Raw genomic sequence first — 16,614 nt, forward strand, 5'->3', positions numbered from 1 at the left:
GCGTTGCGGGCCGCAGCAAGCGGCCCGCAGCGCCCGTTCTGCAGCTTTTCGAACCAACAATCCTCACGACGGGCTAAACGTTGAAACTAGAACTTCGGGGCATCACCAAGAGCTTTGGCACGCTGGTGGCGAACGACCACATCGACCTGGTGGTCGAATCCGGGCAGATCCACAGCCTCCTGGGGGAGAACGGTGCGGGCAAGTCCACCCTCATGAACGTGCTGTACGGCCTCTACGAGCCCACGGCCGGCGAGATCCTCGTCGATGACAAGCCTGTTCGCTTCTCCGGGCCCTCGGACGCCATGGCCGCAGGAATTGGCATGGTGCACCAGCACTTCATGCTGGTCCCTGTCTTCACCGTGGCCGAGAACGTGGCGCTTGGCGCCGAATCCACCACCTTTGGCGGAGTCCTCAACCTCGAGGAAACGCGCAAGCGGATCCGCGAAATCTCGACCAAGTTCGGCTTCGACGTTGACCCCGACGCGCTCGTGGAGGATCTCCCCGTGGGCGTCCAGCAGCGCGTGGAAATCATCAAGGCCCTGGTCCGCAACTCCAAGATCCTGATCCTGGATGAGCCCACAGCCGTGCTCACGCCGCAGGAAACCGACGAGCTCATGGACATCATGGGCCAGCTGCGCGACGGCGGCACCTCCATCGTCTTCATCTCGCACAAGCTGCGCGAGGTCAAGGCCATCTCGGACACCATCACAGTGATCCGCCGCGGCAAGGTGGTGGGCTCGGCCCTGCCCTCTGCCTCCACCACGGAACTGGCCGCCCTCATGGTGGGCCGCGCCGTGAACCTGAACCTGAACAAGGCCGACGCCACCCCCGGCGAGGTCACCTTCAAGGTCAACAACCTCACAGTCATGAACGACGCCGGGCACCGCCTCCTGGACGACGTCACCCTGAGCGTGGCCAAGGGCGAGATCCTCGCCGTCGCCGGTGTGCAGGGCAATGGCCAGACCGAGCTGACGGAAGCCGTGCTGGGCCTGCACAAGCATGTGCTCGGCTCCATCACCCTCGAGGGCAAGGAACTGGTGGGCCGCACTGTCCGCCAGGTCCTGGACTCGGGCGTCGGCTTTGTCCCCGAGGACCGGCAGGACGATGGCCTGGTTGGCGAGTTCTCCATCGCCGAGAACCTGGTCCTGGACCTGTACAAGCACGCACCCTACTCGCGTGGCGGAACCTTGAACCGCTCCGTCATTGCCAAAAATGCGGTGGAGAAGGTGGCCGAATACGATGTCCGGGCACAGTCGTCCCAGGACGCCGCCGACACCCTCTCCGGCGGAAACCAGCAAAAAGTGGTGCTGGCGCGGGAACTGTCCCGCCCCCTGAAACTCTTCATTGCCTCCCAGCCAACCCGCGGCGTGGACGTTGGATCCATTGAGTTCCTGCACAAACGCATCGTGGCCGAACGGGATGCCGGCACCCCCGTGGTGATCGTCTCCACTGAACTCGACGAGGTCTTGGAACTCGCAGACCGGATAGCCGTGCTCTTTGCGGGCCGGCTCATGGGCATCGTCCCCGGAAAATCGAGCCGCGCACTGCTCGGCCTCATGATGGCCGGGCTCCCCGCGGCAGAAGCACAGGAACAAATGGACTCACAGCAGGACCCCGGCACCACCGGGGCAGACAGCGGCGAAGGGGTGCAGCCATGAGCGAGGCGGACATGAACAAGCCAGCCGGGGAAACCCCGGCACCGCCGGCACCGCCGGCCAAGGAAGGCCCGGCCAAGGCGGCCAAGGAAAGCAACGGCACCCAGTTGGTGCGCGAGATCATGAGCGGCAACGCCATGATCTCCGTCCTGGCCGTTGTGGTGGCCCTCGTGATCGGCGGCATCCTCATTGCCGTCACCGATCCCCGGGTGACCACGGCATTCGGCTACTTCTTTGGCGACCCCAGCGCAACATTCAAGGCCATCTGGGCCTCCGTCTCGGACGCCTACGGGGCGCTGCTGCGCGGGGCAACCTATGACCCCAACGCCCGCACCTGGCAGGGCCGGCTAGGCATCTTTGAGACCCTGACCTTCGCTACCCCGCTGATCCTCTCCGGCCTGGCCGTGACGCTCGCCTTCCGGGTGGGACTGTTCAACATTGGTGCCAAGGGCCAGATCATCCTCGGTGCCACCTTTGCCGGCGTCGTCGGATTCCTCATCGAGCTGCCCCCGGGCATCCATCTCATTGCCGTCATCCTGGCCGGCGCATTGGGCGGCGCGCTGTGGGGCGGCATCGCCGGATTCCTGAAGGCCCGCACAGGCGCCCACGAGGTGATCGTGACGATCATGCTCAACTACATCGCCGTTTCCCTGGTCCTGTACCTGCTCAAAAACCAGCTGCGCGACCCCAACAGCAGCAACCCCATCAGCCCGCGCATGCACGAGAGTGCCATGTTCCCGCTGCTCCTTGGCCCGAACTTCCGCGTCCACGCAGGGCTGATACTGGCCGTGCTGGCCGTGATTGGCGTGTCCTGGCTGCTGAACCGTTCCACCATGGGCTTTGAATTCCGGGCCATCGGCGCCAACCCGCGCGCAGCCCGCACCGCCGGCATGAACGTCTCCCGCGGCTACATCACCGTCATGCTGATCTCCGGCGCCCTGGCCGGCCTGGCCGGCGTGACCCAGCTGGCCGGAACGGAAAAAATACTTGATGCCGACATTGCCGGCAGCATCGGCTTTGACGCCATCACCGTGGCGCTGCTGGGACGCTCCAAACCCTGGGGGACGTTCTTTGCCGCCATCCTGTTCGGCGCGTTCAAGGCAGGCGGCACCTCCATGGCCGTCAACGCCGACGTTTCCATTGACATTGTGGCGGTGGTCCAGTCGCTGATCGTGTTGTTCATCGCCGCCCCGCCGCTGATCCGCTCCATCTTCCGGATCAAGGCCGTCAGCCGTGAAGGAGTAGCAGCATGAGCATCACAGCCAAGGGAGAGGCGCCCCACGTCTCCGACGCCGTAGCCGTCCGCAGCTGGAAGCTGCCCATCCTGCTCGGCGTCCTGGCCCTGTTCGCCGTCGTTGTCTTCATCCTGCTGGGCCCCAGCGGCACGGCAACGTTCCGCATCTCCCAGGACGGGGACGCCTGGCAGGTCCCGGACCTCGTATTGCCCTCCAAGGCCATCGGCGTGATCGTCTCCATCATCTGCGTGGGGCTGGCCTACCTGTCCTGGCGGCAGACCAAGGCCACCGGCAAGATCGCCAAGTGGGTCATCATGACCTTCGCCGTGGCGTTCGTGGTGGGCATCATGGTGTGGATCATCGGCGGCACCACGTCGCAGAACATCACGCTCGTGGGCCTGTTCACGGGTGCCATGCTCATCACTACCCCTCTCGTGTTCGGTTCCATGTCCGGTGTGCTCTCGGAGCGTGCCGGCGTGGTCAACATTGCCATTGAGGGCCAGCTGCTGGCCGGAGCGTTCACAGCGGCCCTGGTTGCCTCCATCACGCACAACGCCTTTGCCGGGTTGCTTGCCGCGGCCGTGGCCGGTGTTGCCGTCTCGGCCATGTTGGCCCTGTTCAGCATCAAGTACGTGGTCAACCAGATTATCGTCGGCGTGGTGTTGAACGTGCTGGTCTCCGGCCTGACGGGCTTCCTGTTTGAAAAGGTCATGAAGACCAAGGTCAACGGCGAGACCATCTACAACCAGCCCGCGCACCTGCCCAACCTGCCCATCCCGGTGCTGTCGGAAATCCCCATCATCGGGCCCACCTTGTTCCGGCAGTCGCTCATTGGCTACTTCATGCTGGTGCTTGTAGTGGCTCTCTGGTTTGGCTTGTTCCGCACCCGCTGGGGCCTGCGCGTGCGTGCCGTGGGCGAGCACCCCAAGGCCGCCGACACCGTGGGCATCAACGTCAACCGCACCCGTGTCATGAACGTGCTGGCCGGCGGCGCCGTGGCCGGCATTGGTGGCGCCTACTTCACGCTGGTTGCCGTCAGCAGCTTCAGCAAGGACATGACAGGCGGCCTGGGCTTCATTGCCCTGGCGGCGCTGATCTTTGGCCGCTGGAACCCGATCGGCGCGGCCCTGGCGGCCCTGCTGTTCGGCGTGGCCGGCAACCTGCAGTCCATCCTGTCGCTGGCTGGCACGCCCATCGACGGGCAGTTCCTGGCCATGCTGCCATACGCGCTGACCATCCTGGCCGTGTCCGGGTTCGTGGGCAAGGCCATGGCCCCCGCGGCCGACGGCGAACCCTACGTCAAGGAGTAGTTGCGTGGAAACTGACATGTCCGACGGCGGCTGGGAGCCACTGCGCCTGGCCGCCACCGCGGCACTCGCCCATGCGTACGCGCCGTATTCGCATTTCCCCGTGGGTGCCGCGGCACGCCTTGAGGACGGCAGCATCGTCACCGGCTGCAACGTGGAGAACGCCAGCTACGGGCTGACGCTGTGCGCCGAATGCACCATGGTCGGGGCGGCCCGCATGAACGGCGGCGGCCTCATCACGGAGTTCTACTGCGTGGATGGCCAGGGTGCCATCCTCATGCCGTGCGGGCGCTGCCGCCAGCTACTGTTCGAATTCAGCACGGCGGGGACGCGCATCATGACGTCCTCCGGCGTGAAAACCATGGACCAGGTTCTCCCGGACGCCTTCGGGCCCCGCGACCTGGACCGCACCGCAGCCACGCCACCTAAGGAATAGGGAAACACTCATGAACCGTGCAGCCTACACCGGCCCGGCCTTTGACGCCGTGGACATCATCAGGACCAAGCGGGACAAGGGCACGCTGAGCCCCGAGCAGATTACCTGGACCATTGACGCGTACACGCGCGGAACCATTGCCGACGAGCAGATGGCTGCACTGAACATGGCGATCCTGCTCAACGGCATGGACAGGGCGGAGATCTCCCAGTGGACGGCGGCCATGATTGCCTCGGGGGAGCGCATGGACTTCTCCGGGCTTCGCACCCCGGCCGGGGCGGCCATGGCCACCACTGACAAGCACTCCACGGGAGGGGTGGGCGACAAGATCACCCTGCCCCTGGCGCCCCTGGTTGCTGTCTTTGGTGCGGCCGTGCCGCAGCTTTCCGGCAGGGGACTGGGCCACACGGGCGGCACCCTGGACAAGCTCGAGGCCATTCCCGGCTGGCGCGCCAGCCTGAGCAACGAGGAGATGATGCGACAGCTCTCCGAGGTGGGCGCCGTGATCTGCGCCGCCGGCGCCGGGCTGGCCCCGGCCGACAAGAAGCTGTACGCCCTGCGCGATGTCACCGGCACGGTCGAGGCCATCCCGCTCATCGCTTCCTCCATCATGAGCAAGAAGATTGCCGAGGGCACCGGGGCGCTGGTGCTTGACGTCAAGGTGGGTTCGGGTGCCTTCATGAAGAACATTGACATGGCCCGCGAACTGGCCCAGACCATGGTGGCCCTGGGCAAGGACGCCGGCGTGAACACCGTGGCGCTGCTGACCGACATGTCCACGCCGCTGGGCCTGACGGCCGGCAACGCCATTGAGGTTGAGGAGTCCGTGGAGGTGCTGGCCGGCGGCGGCCCGGAAGACGTGGTGGAGCTGACGGTCAAGCTCGCCGAGGAGATGCTGGAGGCCGCCGGGATCCACGGCGCCGACCCCGCGGCTGCCCTGAAGGATGGGCGCGCCATGGACGTGTGGCGGCGCATGATTTCCGCCCAGGGCGGCGACCCCGATGCGGCACTGCCCGTGGCGAAGGAGTCGGAAACCTTCTACGCCCCGGCCGACGGCGTGCTCGTGGGCCTGGACGCCATGGCCGTGGGAGTGGCCGCATGGCGACTAGGCGCCGGCCGTGCCCGCAAGGAGGACATTGTCCAGGCCGGGGCCGGCGTGCGCATGCATGCCAAGCCCGGCGCCGTGGTGCGCGCCGGCGAGCCGCTCATGACGCTGCTGACGGACACCCCAGAGAAGTTCGAGCGGGCCAGGGAGGCACTTGAAGGCGCCGTCACCATCGCCCCGGAGGGTTCCCGCCCGGCCAACCAGCTCATCATCGACCGCATCGCCTAAGCGACGCCGCATCACACAACGTCCCCTTTTCCCCGACGCCGCACCACAACATGCGGCGTCGGGGACTACTTCTGCCTGTTGGCGTCAATTTCACGCACATGCACGCGAACAAGGTCTTCGACGAGGCCGCTGGGCAGGGGCTTGTCCAAGGTGAATTGGATCGCGTGTTCTGTGGTCGCATAGTCCTTGAGCCGGTCCTTCAGCTCCTGGATTGCCCATGAGGAGGGGTAGAAGCTCATGTGCTTCTTGGACGCGGTGAAGTACACCAACGCCCGGTTCTTGTATTTGAGCGTCGGCATCCCGTAGCTTATGGACTCTTCAACGTCCGGCACGAGCTGCTTTACCAGCGCGCGGATCCGTTCGAGTTCTGCCCGGTTCGCGGGGTCGAGCGCATTGAGATATTCTTCGACGCTTTTCGCTTTTTCAGCCATGGCATGAGCATAACTCTCTGTAAGTTCCGGCTCGCCGCTGGTGGGTTCCACGTTGAACTTATGGTGTCCCGCAGTCATGAGGCCAAGCAGAGAAGAATCGCGAAGCCCAATGCTGCGAAGGCAACGCCGGCCAGGAGCGCCGCAACTGCCCTGACCCGGCGGTTGGGCCACCAGGGAACGACGAAGACGGGCAGCCCGATCAGGAATGGAATCGGGGCAAGCTTGCCAATCGTGCCGCCCACATCGCGGCTGATGCCGTATCCGGCCCCGGTGCATCCGTTGATACCGCAGAATTCCCACAGTGCACTCACCAGCAGCACCAAGCTCACAAACACGGGAATCGGAAGCGCCCACAGCAGGTGGATCCAAGGACGCGGCTGGCGTCCGGCATTTGCATCCTTGTGACTCGTGAAAACTGCACCCACCCGCTCCCGTAGTGACCGCTGCGACCCTTTGAAACTAACAGGTGCAGCCAACAATGCCGAGGACTACTTGATGCGGAACCCGAATCAAGCCAGAGCGGATCGAGCCAATCCCGCGGGCCTTCCGGGCCTCCCCGACGAAGGTTGCACAAGCGCGCTTTCGATCTAGTCCTGCGGGTGGATGCAGCCATGCCCACACACGTGGGAAACTAAGCTGAGACAACCACCACAGGAGAGGAAACGCCGAGGGTGGATTTTTTGCACATCGTCGATCAGCTAAACGTTTTGATCGAGCATTCCGCTGCCCAATGGTGGGTCATTCCGCTGGTCAGCCTTTTCTGCCTGATCGACGGCTTCTTCCTGTTCCTGCCCAGCGAGACGGCCATTGTTGCCCTGGCCTCAATTGCCACCCGCACCGGCCTGCCGAACATTTGGCTGCTGATCCTTGGGGCGTCCATTGGCGCAATCATTGGCGACAACATTGCCTACTTCATGGGCCGCAGCCTGGGCACCACACGGTTCCGCTGGATGCGCCGGCCCCGCGGGGCCAAGGCATTCGCCTGGGCCGGCAAGGAACTGGAAAAACGCGGCGCCATCTTGATCTTCACTGCCCGCTACATTCCGATCGGCCGCATCGCCGTCAACTTCACGGCCGGTGCCACCTACTTCCCGTGGCGGCGCTTTGTCATCCTGGACGGCATCGCCGTGGTCACCTGGGCCGGATACTCGGTGGCCGTTGGCACCTTCGCCGGCCGGTGGGTCCATGACAACCCGCTGCTGGGCGTGGGCATCGCCATCACCTTTGCCATTGTGATTGGCTTCGTCGTGGACCACGCGATGAAACTGCTGCACCACGCACTCGAGAAGCGCGGCAAGCTGGCGCCGCGTCCCGAACCGGGCCTTGTGGCCGCACAGCATGCCGCCGCAGTGCAGGCGGCAGCGGCGGCCGAGCGTCTCGCCGCCGAACGCCTCGCCGCCGAACGCCCGGCACCGGAAGAAGCCGCCGCAACCGCCCCGGAGGGGGCCGCACCGGCCCCGGCTGCTGCGCCCACGGCGAACGCCACCCAGGCACCTGCCGGCGCGCCCGGCGTCGGATATTCCCAGGCCGGCCCCGCCGCGTAGGGTCCAACACGGGCTGCGGCGTTGCTGCCGCTGCCCGCGCGGCCCGGCCCGGCCGTTGCCACGGAGCCCAACCGTTCGCGGGACAACTAGCGCACGGCCGGACTCATCCCTAGAGTGGGTTTGTGACTAACCCAACTTCAGAGACAGCAGCCCCGTCCATCCCCGTGGTGGACCTCAAATCGCTGCCCAAGGTATCCCTTCATGACCATCTGGACGGCGGTTTGCGTCCCCAAACCATCATTGACCTCGCCGCGGAGGTGGGCCACGAACTGCCCGCCACCGACGCCGAGGAGCTGCGCGCCTGGTTCCAGGAGTCGGCCAATTCCGGCTCGCTCGAGCGCTACCTGGAAACCTTTGACCACACCATCGCCGTCATGCAGACCCACGACGCCCTGGTGCGCGTGGCCCGCGAATTCGTCGAGGACCTGGCTGAAGACGGCGTGGTCTACGGCGAGGTGCGCTGGGCCCCCGAACAGCACTTGACCGCTGGACTCACGCTCGACGAGGTTGTCGAGGCCGTCCAGGAAGGCCTGGAGGAGGGCATGGACCTCGTGGACGAGGCCGGCGGCTACATTGAGGTGGGCCAGCTGGTCACCGCGATGCGCCACGCCGACCGCGGCTCCGAAATTGCCCAGCTGGCAGTGCGCCACCGCGACAATGGCGTGGTGGGCTTCGACATCGCCGGCGCCGAAAACGGCTTCCTGCCCTCGCGCTTCACCGAGGCCTTCACCTACCTGGCCGAGAACAACTTCCCCGCAACGGTCCACGCCGGCGAGGCCGCCGGTCTCGAGAGCATCCAGGACGCACTGGTCCACGGCCGCGCCCTGCGCCTGGGCCACGGCGTGCGCATCGCCGAGGACATCCACCTGGATGTCCAGGAGGAAGACGGGCGCGACGTCGGCACGGTCACCCTGGGCGACCTGGCCCAGTGGGTCCGTGACCGCCAGATTCCGCTGGAGCTGTGCCCCTCCTCCAACCTGCAGACCGGGGCCATTGCCCAGTTCGGCACCACCATTTCCGAGCACCCGATCGACCTGCTGTACCAGCTGGGCTTCAACGTCACTGTCAACACCGACAACCGCCTCATGAGCGGCGTGACGCTGACGGGCGAGTTCGGGCTGCTCGTGGAGACGTTCGGCTACGGCCTGGACACGGTCCTGGAGTTCACGCTCAACGCCGTCCACGCATCGTTCCTGCCCATTGAGTCCCGCGAAAAGCTGGCCGACTTCATCATTGAGCACTACGAGGACGTCATGGAGGACATGGAAGAGTTCGAGGACTCCGAGGAGTTCGAGGCGTTCGACGAATCCGACCTGGACGACACCGACCAGGGCTGATCCGCAGCTTGAATCAGGCAAACATGAACGGCAACGACGGGCGGGCCACCTCCACAGAGCTGGAGGTGGCCCGCCTTGTCGGCGTCATAGCCGCCCTGCGCGAACACTGCCTGTGGACGGCGGCGCTGACCCACGATTCCCTCACCACCTACCTGCTGGAGGAATCGCACGAGCTCATCGAGGCCATTGAATCGGGCCACGGCGAAGACATCGCCGGGGAACTCGGCGACATCCTGCTGCAGGTGGTGCTCCACGCCCGACTCGCGGAGGAGGCGGGCAGCTTCAACTTGGCCGATGTGGCGCGCGGGCTCAGCGAGAAAATGATCCGGCGCAGCCCGCACGTGTTCCGTCCCGACGGGACCCTGCAGGACAGTTTCCCCGCATCCCTGGCCGAAATCGAGGCCACCTGGGAACGGATCAAGGCCGAAGAGCGGGCCGCCGCCAGCGGGACTGAGGGGGTTGCCGCGCCGGACAGCCCGTTCGCCGGCATTGCCGCATCGCTGCCCGCCCTGGCCATGGCCCAAAAGTCCGTGGAGCGTGCCCAGCGGGCCGGACTTGGCATTCCCGAAACCGGCAGGGCCGAAACCGAAGGTGCCGCTGCCGGCCCCATCGATTCGGAAGACGAGCTCGGAAAGGTGCTGTTCGGCGTCGTGCTGCAGGCAGAAAGGCGCGGCCTGGACGCAGAGCGGGCCCTGCGGGCCGCCGTGCGGGAGTTCCAGGACCGCGCCTGATTTCGGCTGCTGGGCGTCAGTCCGCCAACAGCTTGTAAATGGTGCGGCGGGCAGTGTCCAGCGCCTCCGTGGCCGTGGTGAGCTGTTCCTCGGTGCCGGCCAGGCCAATCTGCTCAACCGCACCGGCGAGCTTGCCCATGGCCAGGCGCAGCTCCGTTCCGGCCCCAGCCTCCTGGTTGACGTCGGCCCAGACCTGCGCCATTTCCTGGACATTCTCGGCCACATAGGCCTTGCCGGCCTCGGTCAGGGCAAATTCAGTGCGCTTGCCATCGCCCGAAGCCTCGATCAGGCCTTCGGACTGGAGGGCGGCCAGCGCCGGGTAAATCGAGCCGGGACTCGGGCGCCAGGCGCCGTCCGTGTGTGCCGCGATGGCACCGATCATGCCGTAGCCGTTGTAGCTGTGCTGGCTCAGCAGCGAGAGGATGGCGCTGCGGACATTGCCCTTGCGCACCCGCCCGCCGCGGCCAAATCCGGCCCGGAAGCCGGGCCCGCGTGGCCCGCCTGGGCCCGGGCCAAAGCCGCCGGGGCCGCCGAATCCCGGACCGCCGGGGCCGCCGAAGCCGGGGCCAAAGCCGCCGCGCCCGAACCCCGGCCCGCCGGGGCCAAAGCCCCTGCGGCCGCGGCCTTCATCCGGTGTCCAATCCTTGCTGGGGCCCTCAAAGTCGCCGTTGCCGGTGGGGGAGTGGCCCTCGTGGTGGCGGCGCAGCCCGTGCGGGCGGCGGCCGGATTTGCGTGGTTCCTGGGGAAAAGTGAAGTTGTTCATGGTTTTCTTGCCTGTTCGTAAAAGAAGTTGTTGGTGTTGGGGTCCGGGGCGGGAATCGAAGAATGATTGGCGCTGCCGGGCCGGATGCGGGGAGCACTGGAGGCTGCCGCTGCTGGATTCACAGACGCGATCGGAACATCGCGATAGTTAACGATATATCGCTATATTCGTCTTGACAAGGGGTGGCCCGGAAATTTCTGCACGGGACCCGTGTTGCGGCCCGGATTGCGGCCCAGGGCGTAGCAATGAGTGCCCCGTCACCCCGTCGGCTACGATTGAGGCGACAGCGTGGTCGACATTTACTACACAAAGCTGACTATTAGGAGCAATACGTGGCACTTATTGAAGCCATTCATGCACGCGAAATTCTGGATTCCCGCGGAAACCCGACCGTTGAGGTTGAGGTTCTCCTGACGGACGGTGCCATGGGCCGCGCAGGCGTTCCCTCCGGCGCATCCACCGGTGCTTTTGAGGCAGTGGAGCTCCGTGACGGCGACAAGGGCCGTTACCAGGGCAAGGGTGTCCTGCAGGCAGTCGAGGCTGTCCTGGAAGTCATCGCCCCCGAGCTCGAGGGCGTCGACGCCACCGACCAGCGCATGATCGATGCCATGATGATCGAACTGGACGCCACCCCCAACAAGGGCAAGCTGGGCGCCAACGCGATCCTCGGCGTCTCCCTGGCCGTGGCCAGCGCCGCAGCCGAGTCCGCCGGCCTGCCGCTGTACCGCTACCTGGGCGGCCCCAACGCGCACGTCCTGCCCGTGCCGCTGATGAACATCCTCAACGGCGGCTCGCACGCCGACTCCGACGTCGACATCCAGGAATTCATGGTTGTCCCGCTCGGCGCTGCAACCTTCTCCGAGGGCCTGCGCTGGGGCGTTGAGGTCTACCACAACCTCAAGGCCGTGCTGCAGGAAAAGGGCCTCTCCACCGGCCTGGGCGACGAGGGCGGCTTCGCACCGAACCTCCCGTCCAACCGTGCTGCCCTGGACCTGATCCTGGAAGCCATCAAGCGCGCAGGCTACGAGCCCGGCAAGGACGTTGCCCTGGCCCTGGACGTTGCCTCCTCCGAGTTCTTCAAGGACGGCGCCTACCAGTTCGAAGGCAAGGCACTCTCCGCCGCCGACATGAGCGCGTACTACGCAGAGCTCGTTGCCGACTACCCGCTGGTCTCCATCGAGGATCCCCTGGATGAGGACGACTGGGAAGGCTGGAAGACCCTGACCGACGCCATTGGCGACAAGGTCCAGATCGTTGGCGATGACCTGTTCGTCACCAACCCCGAGCGCCTCTCCCGCGGCATCGAGGCGGCAACCGCCAACTCGCTGCTCGTGAAGGTCAACCAGATCGGTTCGCTCACCGAGACCCTGGACGCAGTGTCCATGGCCCAGCGCGCCGGCTACACCACCATCACCTCGCACCGCTCCGGCGAGACCGAGGACACCACCATTGCTGACATCTGCGTTGCCACCAACGCAGGCCAGATCAAGACCGGTGCCCCGGCCCGCTCCGAGCGCGTTGCCAAGTACAACCAGCTCCTGCGCATCGAAGAGGAACTCGACGACGCAGCACGCTACGCAGGCCGCAGCGCCTTCCCGCGTTTCAAGGGCTAAATAGCGCTCCAAGCCGCGGAGGCTGGCTAAGGTGGAACACACACCCGGCCGGCTTCCGCGGCTTCTTGCTTTTAAGCACCGGGCGCACAGCTGCCTCAAGGATTCGCCAAACTGTCAGGGAGCTGCGATAGCGTTGGCCAAAACCCGGCCATCGCTGCGATATGGTTTCCGGGCGTGGAGTTGCACCAGCGCCGGCACGCAGCTGCCGGCAGAAGTTCTTAGGAGAAGCATGGCCACACGACGGCCCTCAGTGCCTAAAGCCCAGTTCGCCGCCGGCATCAGCAGCGCCGCGGGAAAGCCCGCCAAGGAATCAGCTGTCCCGGGCACGACGCCGGAACCCGGCCCGTCCGCCGACCCCACCGTTGGCGGTGGTCAGCCCGGCACCGGGAAAGCCGCGAAGCCGGGCAACGGCAAGGACGGCAAGGCCAAGGAACGCCGCCCGGCCTCCGCGCCGCTTGGCCGCAGCCACGAGGACGGCGTCATCCATGCCGCGGGCAACAGCCCCGTTCCGGCACGCTCATTCTCCGGCCGGCTGCTGGTGCTGGGCCTGGCCATGGGTGCCGTTACATTGCTCCTGGCCCCCAACGTCCACACCTTCCTGGAACAACGCGCAGAAATTTCGGCCCTCCGCGAGGACATTGCCGCCAAGGAGATCCAGCAGGGCGCCTACAAGTCCGAGCTGGCCCGTTGGGACGACCCCGCGTACATCAAGCAACAGGCACGCGACCGGGTGAGCATGCTCATGCCGGGCGAAACAGGCTACTGGGTCTACGGTGCCAACGGCGTTGAAGGCATCCCGGAAACCGGTAATTCCGTGGAGGCGGCAAAGGCAGCGGCCGCCAGCGCCGCGACCGCCAAAAACGCGAGTTCCATCACCGTGGAGCCCTGGGTTGAAAGCCTGTGGGACGCGGTGCAGAAGTCGGCACAGGTGCAGGCCAAACCGCCGGCGCCCACAGCTCCGGCATCAGCGCCGGCCTCCCCGGCACCCGCCACCGAGCCCGCACCCTGACAGTTCACCCCTCCCCGGCACGCTAAAATGGCTGGTTGAACCGGCCCCATCGCCGGTGCATGACAGACAGATCCAAGAAAGGCCATCCCGTGCCCGCAACCGAAAGCTCCGCCCCCGGCGGGCCCGTGAGCAGCCAGTCCACCGCCGCGAACCGCACCCCCACGCAGCACGACCTGGACACGCTCAGCCGCCAGCTCAACCGGCCGGTCCGCGACGTCGTGGAAATTCCTGCCCGCTGCGTCTGCGGAAACCCGCTCGTCGCCGCCACGGCCCCGCGCCTGAGCAACGGGATCCCGTTCCCCACCACCTACTACCTGACGCACCCCGTGCTGACGGCCGCCGCCTCCCGCCTCGAGGCAGCCGGGCTCATGAACGAGATGACCGACCGCCTCGGCACCGACACCGAGCTGGCCGCCCAGTACCAGAAGGCCCACGAAAGCTACATTGCCGCGCGGGAAGCCATTGGCGAGCGTGCGGGCACAGGCCCCGTCCCGGAGATCTCCGGCATCTCCGCCGGCGGCATGCCCACCCGCGTCAAGTGCCTCCACGTGCTGATCGGGCACTCGCTGGCGGCCGGACCCGGCGTCAACCCCCTGGGCGACGAGGCACTTGCCGCCGTCTCGCCGTGGTGGACCGCCGAGACCTGCACCTGTGAGGGCGCCTGGGATGATTCGGCCCCCGTCCCCAACAAGGACCTCAGCCGCCACGTCAAGCACCTGAACCAGCAGGGGAGCTGAACCCATGCGCGTGGCAGCCATTGACTGCGGAACCAACTCCATCCGCCTGCTCATCGCAGACGTTGTCCCCGTCGGGGACAACGGTGCGCAGCAGCTCACCGACGTGCACCGCGAAATGCGCGTGGTCCGGCTCGGTCAGGGCGTGGATGTCACAGGAATGCTGGCCGAGGAGGCGCTTGTGCGCACCTTCGCCGCAGTCGACGACTACGCCGCGCTGATCCGCGAATCCGGGGCAGAGCGCATCCGCTTTGTGGCCACCAGTGCCACCCGGGATGCCGGCAACCGCGACGTGTTTGCCGCCGGCATCAAGTCGCGCCTGGGCATCGAGCCCGAGGTAGTCAGCGGGAACGAGGAAGCCGCGCTTTCCTACGCGGGCGCCGCCAGCGTGTTGCCGCCCGCCGAGGGCCGCAACGTCCTTGTGGTGGACCTGGGCGGCGGAAGCACCGAATTTGTCATGGGCAGCTCCGCCGGCGTCACGGGCGGGCTCAGCACCGACATGGGCTGCGTCCGCTTCACCGAGCGCTACCTGCGATCCGACCCGCCCACGGCGGCTGAAATCGCCGCGGCCGAGGCCGCCATTGTCGAAAAGTTGGACGAGGTCCAGGCGGTGCTGCCGCTGGACACAGTGGACAACGTGGTGGGCGTTGCCGGCACGGTCACCACCATCACGGCCCACGCCCTCGGTTTGGCGAGCTACCAGCGAGAGTCGATTCATGCCGCCGTCGTGCCGCTTGAAAAGATGGACGCCGCGGCAAGCGAACTGCTGGCCATGAGCCGTGACGAACGGGCCGCGCTGGGCTTCATGCACCCCGGCCGGGTGGATGTGATTGGCGCCGGTGCACTCATCTGGCGCACCGTGCTGCGGCGCCTTGCGGCCCTCACGGACGGCCGGCTCGAATCGGCAACCACCAGCGAACACGATATTCTTGACGGAATTGCCCTGGGCGCAGCGCATCGCTGAGTTCCAGACACCCCACCGGAAGAGAGCCTTGATGTTGCTGGTCCCACGGTTGCAGTCGATCGGCGCCGCGTTGCTGGCACTTGCCCTGGCAGGCTCGCTTGCCGTGGTGGCTGCCCCCGCGGCGCACGCCGACGACATCCGCGGCCGCGAGTACTGGCTGGACCAAAGCGGCATCAAAAAAGCCTGGGCACAATCGCAGGGTGAAGGCGTCAAAGTTGCCATCATCGACAGCGGCATCGACAAGTCCCACAAGGACCTCAAGGGCGCCATTGCCGGCGGCACCGACATGTCCGGGGCAGGCAATTCCGACGGCAGCAAGGGGATTGGTGCCGAACCCGAGCACGGCACCCTCGTGGCCACCATGCTGGCAGGCCGCGGCCACAGCAACAGCACCGCCTCGCCCAGCAAGGGCGCCACGAGCACGGCCAAGCCGGCTCCCGGCGCCGGCCCGGACGGCGTCATCGGCGTGGCCCCCAAGGCGGAACTGTTGAGCGTTTCCGTGTGGCTGGGCAGTGAGAACCCGGCCGGCAAGAACGTTGACGATCAGATTCCCGCCGCCGTGAAATGGGCCGTGGACCATGGCGCCGAGGTCATCAACATGTCCCTGGGCAGCACCTCCACGTCCTGGCCGCAGAGCTGGGACGATGCCTTCGCCTACGCGGAAGCCAAGGACGTGGTCATTGTGGCCGCCGCCGGCAACCGCAAGTCCGGCAGCGAACAGGTCGGTGCGCCGGCCACCATCCCCGGTGTCCTGGCGGTTGGCGGACTGGACAAGGACGGCGCTGCCAGCGTGGATTCCTCCTCGCAGGGCATCAGCATTGGCGTCAGTGCGCCGGCCGAGGACCTGGCCGGCGGCCTGCCGGGCGGGGGATACGCCCAGTGGAACGGCACCAGCGGCGCCACGCCCATCGTGGCCGGAGTCGCTGCCCTGATCCGCTCCAAGTACCCGGACATGAGTGCGGCCCAGGTCATCAACCGGATCATCAGCACGGCGAAGCCCAAGGGCGAGGGGACGCCCAACGCCATCTACGGATATGGAATTCTCGACGCCGAGGCCGCCCTGACGGCCGACGTGCCGGAGGTCAAGGCCAACCCGCTGGGCAGCATCGCCGACTGGATCCACGTCCACCGCCGCGGCGTCGTCACGCCTCCGGCCGTCAATGGCACCCCACCCACCACCGTCCCGCAGCCGAGGCCGACCTTGGTCGATGCCGCGGCGCCCGTGCCCATTGCCATGGCGCAGGCCAGCGGGCCGCTCCCGCCGGCGCTGGTGCTGGGCTCGCTGGGCCTGCTGGTGCTCGTGGCGGCAGGCGGCACTGCCCACCTGGTCGTTGCGCGGCGACGGCTGGCGGGTGCCGCAGTCGACCCCGAGACGGGTCCCATGCCGGTCAGCCCGGACGCCAAGGCCGTGCCGGCCAGCCCGGGGGCAGACAATGCTGAATCCGGTGACTCCGCGGCGAAGGAGCCCGGGACGCCCGGCCACCGGAAAACGGGCCACAAACACTAGTGGCGCGCCTGCCCC

General features: G+C 66.6%; 16 protein-coding genes. 13 read left to right on the forward strand and 3 right to left on the reverse strand.

Annotated features, from left to right (window positions below):
- Positions 1–80: 80 nt before the first annotated feature.
- The 5 genes from PCK14_RS09020 to PCK14_RS09040 are packed head-to-tail and all read left to right on the forward strand — an operon-like array spanning position 81 to position 5,966.
- The gene (locus PCK14_RS09020; RefSeq protein ID WP_269938144.1) at positions 81–1,658 is read left to right on the forward strand and encodes an ABC transporter ATP-binding protein; all 1,578 of its coding nucleotides are present in this window, start codon (positions 81–83) and stop codon (positions 1,656–1,658) included.
- Positions 1,655–2,908: an ABC transporter permease gene (locus PCK14_RS09025; RefSeq protein WP_269938145.1), complete on the forward strand. Its 1,254-nt coding sequence runs from the start codon at positions 1,655–1,657 to the stop codon at positions 2,906–2,908. Before PCK14_RS09020 ends, PCK14_RS09025 begins: the two co-directional genes overlap by 4 nt.
- The gene (locus tag PCK14_RS09030) at positions 2,905–4,200 is read left to right on the forward strand and encodes an ABC transporter permease (RefSeq protein ID WP_269938146.1); all 1,296 of its coding nucleotides are present in this window, start codon (positions 2,905–2,907) and stop codon (positions 4,198–4,200) included. The genes PCK14_RS09025 and PCK14_RS09030 overlap by 4 nt, the downstream gene beginning before the upstream one ends.
- A 16-nt stretch (positions 4,201–4,216) precedes the next feature.
- Positions 4,217–4,633, forward strand: a complete 417-nt coding sequence (locus PCK14_RS09035) for a cytidine deaminase (protein ID WP_269938315.1) — start codon at positions 4,217–4,219, stop codon at positions 4,631–4,633.
- Between the two features lie 10 nt (positions 4,634–4,643).
- Entirely contained in the window at positions 4,644–5,966 is a 1,323-nt protein-coding gene (locus PCK14_RS09040; RefSeq protein ID WP_269938147.1) for a thymidine phosphorylase, read from the forward strand.
- Between the two features lie 65 nt (positions 5,967–6,031).
- Here PCK14_RS09040 and PCK14_RS09045 read toward each other — a convergent pair whose 3' ends face one another.
- Positions 6,032–6,397 carry an iron chaperone gene (locus PCK14_RS09045; protein ID WP_269938148.1) on the reverse strand — a complete coding sequence of 122 codons (366 nt, stop codon included), beginning with the start codon at positions 6,395–6,397 and terminating at the stop codon, positions 6,032–6,034.
- A gap of 74 nt (positions 6,398–6,471) precedes the next feature.
- Positions 6,472–6,708 (reverse strand): hypothetical protein, encoded by a 237-nt coding sequence (locus PCK14_RS09050; RefSeq protein WP_269938149.1) that lies wholly within the window; start codon positions 6,706–6,708, stop codon positions 6,472–6,474.
- Positions 6,709–7,068: 360 nt separating this feature from the next.
- On the opposite strand from PCK14_RS09050, the gene PCK14_RS09055 reads away from it, so the two are divergent.
- The 3 genes from PCK14_RS09055 (at position 7,069) to PCK14_RS09065 (ending at position 10,009) form a co-directional block, all read left to right on the forward strand.
- The gene (locus PCK14_RS09055; protein WP_269938150.1) at positions 7,069–7,941 is read left to right on the forward strand and encodes a DedA family protein; all 873 of its coding nucleotides are present in this window, start codon (positions 7,069–7,071) and stop codon (positions 7,939–7,941) included.
- Between the two features lie 122 nt (positions 7,942–8,063).
- On the forward strand, positions 8,064–9,278 hold the full coding sequence (locus PCK14_RS09060) for an adenosine deaminase (RefSeq protein ID WP_269938151.1): 1,215 nt from the start codon (positions 8,064–8,066) through the stop codon (positions 9,276–9,278).
- 23 nt (positions 9,279–9,301) lie between these two features.
- Positions 9,302–10,009 (forward strand): MazG nucleotide pyrophosphohydrolase domain-containing protein, encoded by a 708-nt coding sequence (locus tag PCK14_RS09065; protein ID WP_269938152.1) that lies wholly within the window; start codon positions 9,302–9,304, stop codon positions 10,007–10,009.
- Between the two features lie 16 nt (positions 10,010–10,025).
- Here PCK14_RS09065 and PCK14_RS09070 read toward each other — a convergent pair whose 3' ends face one another.
- On the reverse strand, positions 10,026–10,772 hold the full coding sequence (locus tag PCK14_RS09070) for a PadR family transcriptional regulator (protein WP_269938153.1): 747 nt from the start codon (positions 10,770–10,772) through the stop codon (positions 10,026–10,028).
- Between the two features lie 332 nt (positions 10,773–11,104).
- On the opposite strand from PCK14_RS09070, the gene eno reads away from it, so the two are divergent.
- The 5 genes from eno (at position 11,105) to PCK14_RS09095 (ending at position 16,599) form a co-directional block, all read left to right on the forward strand.
- On the forward strand, positions 11,105–12,385 hold the full coding sequence (eno, locus tag PCK14_RS09075; protein ID WP_269938154.1) for a phosphopyruvate hydratase: 1,281 nt from the start codon (positions 11,105–11,107) through the stop codon (positions 12,383–12,385).
- Positions 12,386–12,614: 229 nt separating this feature from the next.
- Positions 12,615–13,394 (forward strand): FtsB family cell division protein, encoded by a 780-nt coding sequence (locus tag PCK14_RS09080; protein ID WP_269938155.1) that lies wholly within the window; start codon positions 12,615–12,617, stop codon positions 13,392–13,394.
- An 89-nt stretch (positions 13,395–13,483) separates the two neighbouring features.
- Entirely contained in the window at positions 13,484–14,131 is a 648-nt protein-coding gene (locus PCK14_RS09085) for a DUF501 domain-containing protein (protein WP_269938156.1), read from the forward strand.
- A gap of 4 nt (positions 14,132–14,135) precedes the next feature.
- Positions 14,136–15,092: a Ppx/GppA phosphatase family protein gene (locus tag PCK14_RS09090; protein ID WP_269938157.1), complete on the forward strand. Its 957-nt coding sequence runs from the start codon at positions 14,136–14,138 to the stop codon at positions 15,090–15,092.
- A gap of 31 nt (positions 15,093–15,123) precedes the next feature.
- Complete coding sequence (locus tag PCK14_RS09095; RefSeq protein WP_269938158.1) at positions 15,124–16,599, forward strand: S8 family peptidase; 1,476 nt, start codon at positions 15,124–15,126, stop codon at positions 16,597–16,599.
- The last annotated feature ends 15 nt before the right edge of the window (positions 16,600–16,614 follow it).

It is taken from the genome of Arthrobacter sp. HY1533 (genome assembly GCF_027568515.1).
Classification (GTDB): domain Bacteria; phylum Actinomycetota; class Actinomycetes; order Actinomycetales; family Micrococcaceae; genus Specibacter.

What these genes read in the sequence shown, in the direction of transcription:
- PCK14_RS09025 (WP_269938145.1), top strand. Translation starts at nt 1,655, where the DNA reads ATGAGCGAGGCGGACATGAACAAGCCAGCCGGGGAAACCCCGGCACCG.
- PCK14_RS09030 (WP_269938146.1), top strand. Translation starts at nt 2,905, where the DNA reads ATGAGCATCACAGCCAAGGGAGAGGCGCCCCACGTCTCCGACGCCGTA.
- PCK14_RS09035 (WP_269938315.1), top strand. Translation starts at nt 4,217, where the DNA reads ATGTCCGACGGCGGCTGGGAGCCACTGCGCCTGGCCGCCACCGCGGCA.
- PCK14_RS09040 (WP_269938147.1), top strand. Translation starts at nt 4,644, where the DNA reads ATGAACCGTGCAGCCTACACCGGCCCGGCCTTTGACGCCGTGGACATC.
- PCK14_RS09045 (WP_269938148.1), bottom strand. Translation starts at nt 6,397, where the DNA reads ATGGCTGAAAAAGCGAAAAGCGTCGAAGAATATCTCAATGCGCTCGAC.
- PCK14_RS09065 (WP_269938152.1), top strand. Translation starts at nt 9,302, where the DNA reads ATGAACGGCAACGACGGGCGGGCCACCTCCACAGAGCTGGAGGTGGCC.
- PCK14_RS09070 (WP_269938153.1), bottom strand. Translation starts at nt 10,772, where the DNA reads ATGAACAACTTCACTTTTCCCCAGGAACCACGCAAATCCGGCCGCCGC.
- PCK14_RS09080 (WP_269938155.1), top strand. Translation starts at nt 12,615, where the DNA reads ATGGCCACACGACGGCCCTCAGTGCCTAAAGCCCAGTTCGCCGCCGGC.
- PCK14_RS09090 (WP_269938157.1), top strand. Translation starts at nt 14,136, where the DNA reads ATGCGCGTGGCAGCCATTGACTGCGGAACCAACTCCATCCGCCTGCTC.
- PCK14_RS09095 (WP_269938158.1), top strand. Translation starts at nt 15,124, where the DNA reads ATGTTGCTGGTCCCACGGTTGCAGTCGATCGGCGCCGCGTTGCTGGCA.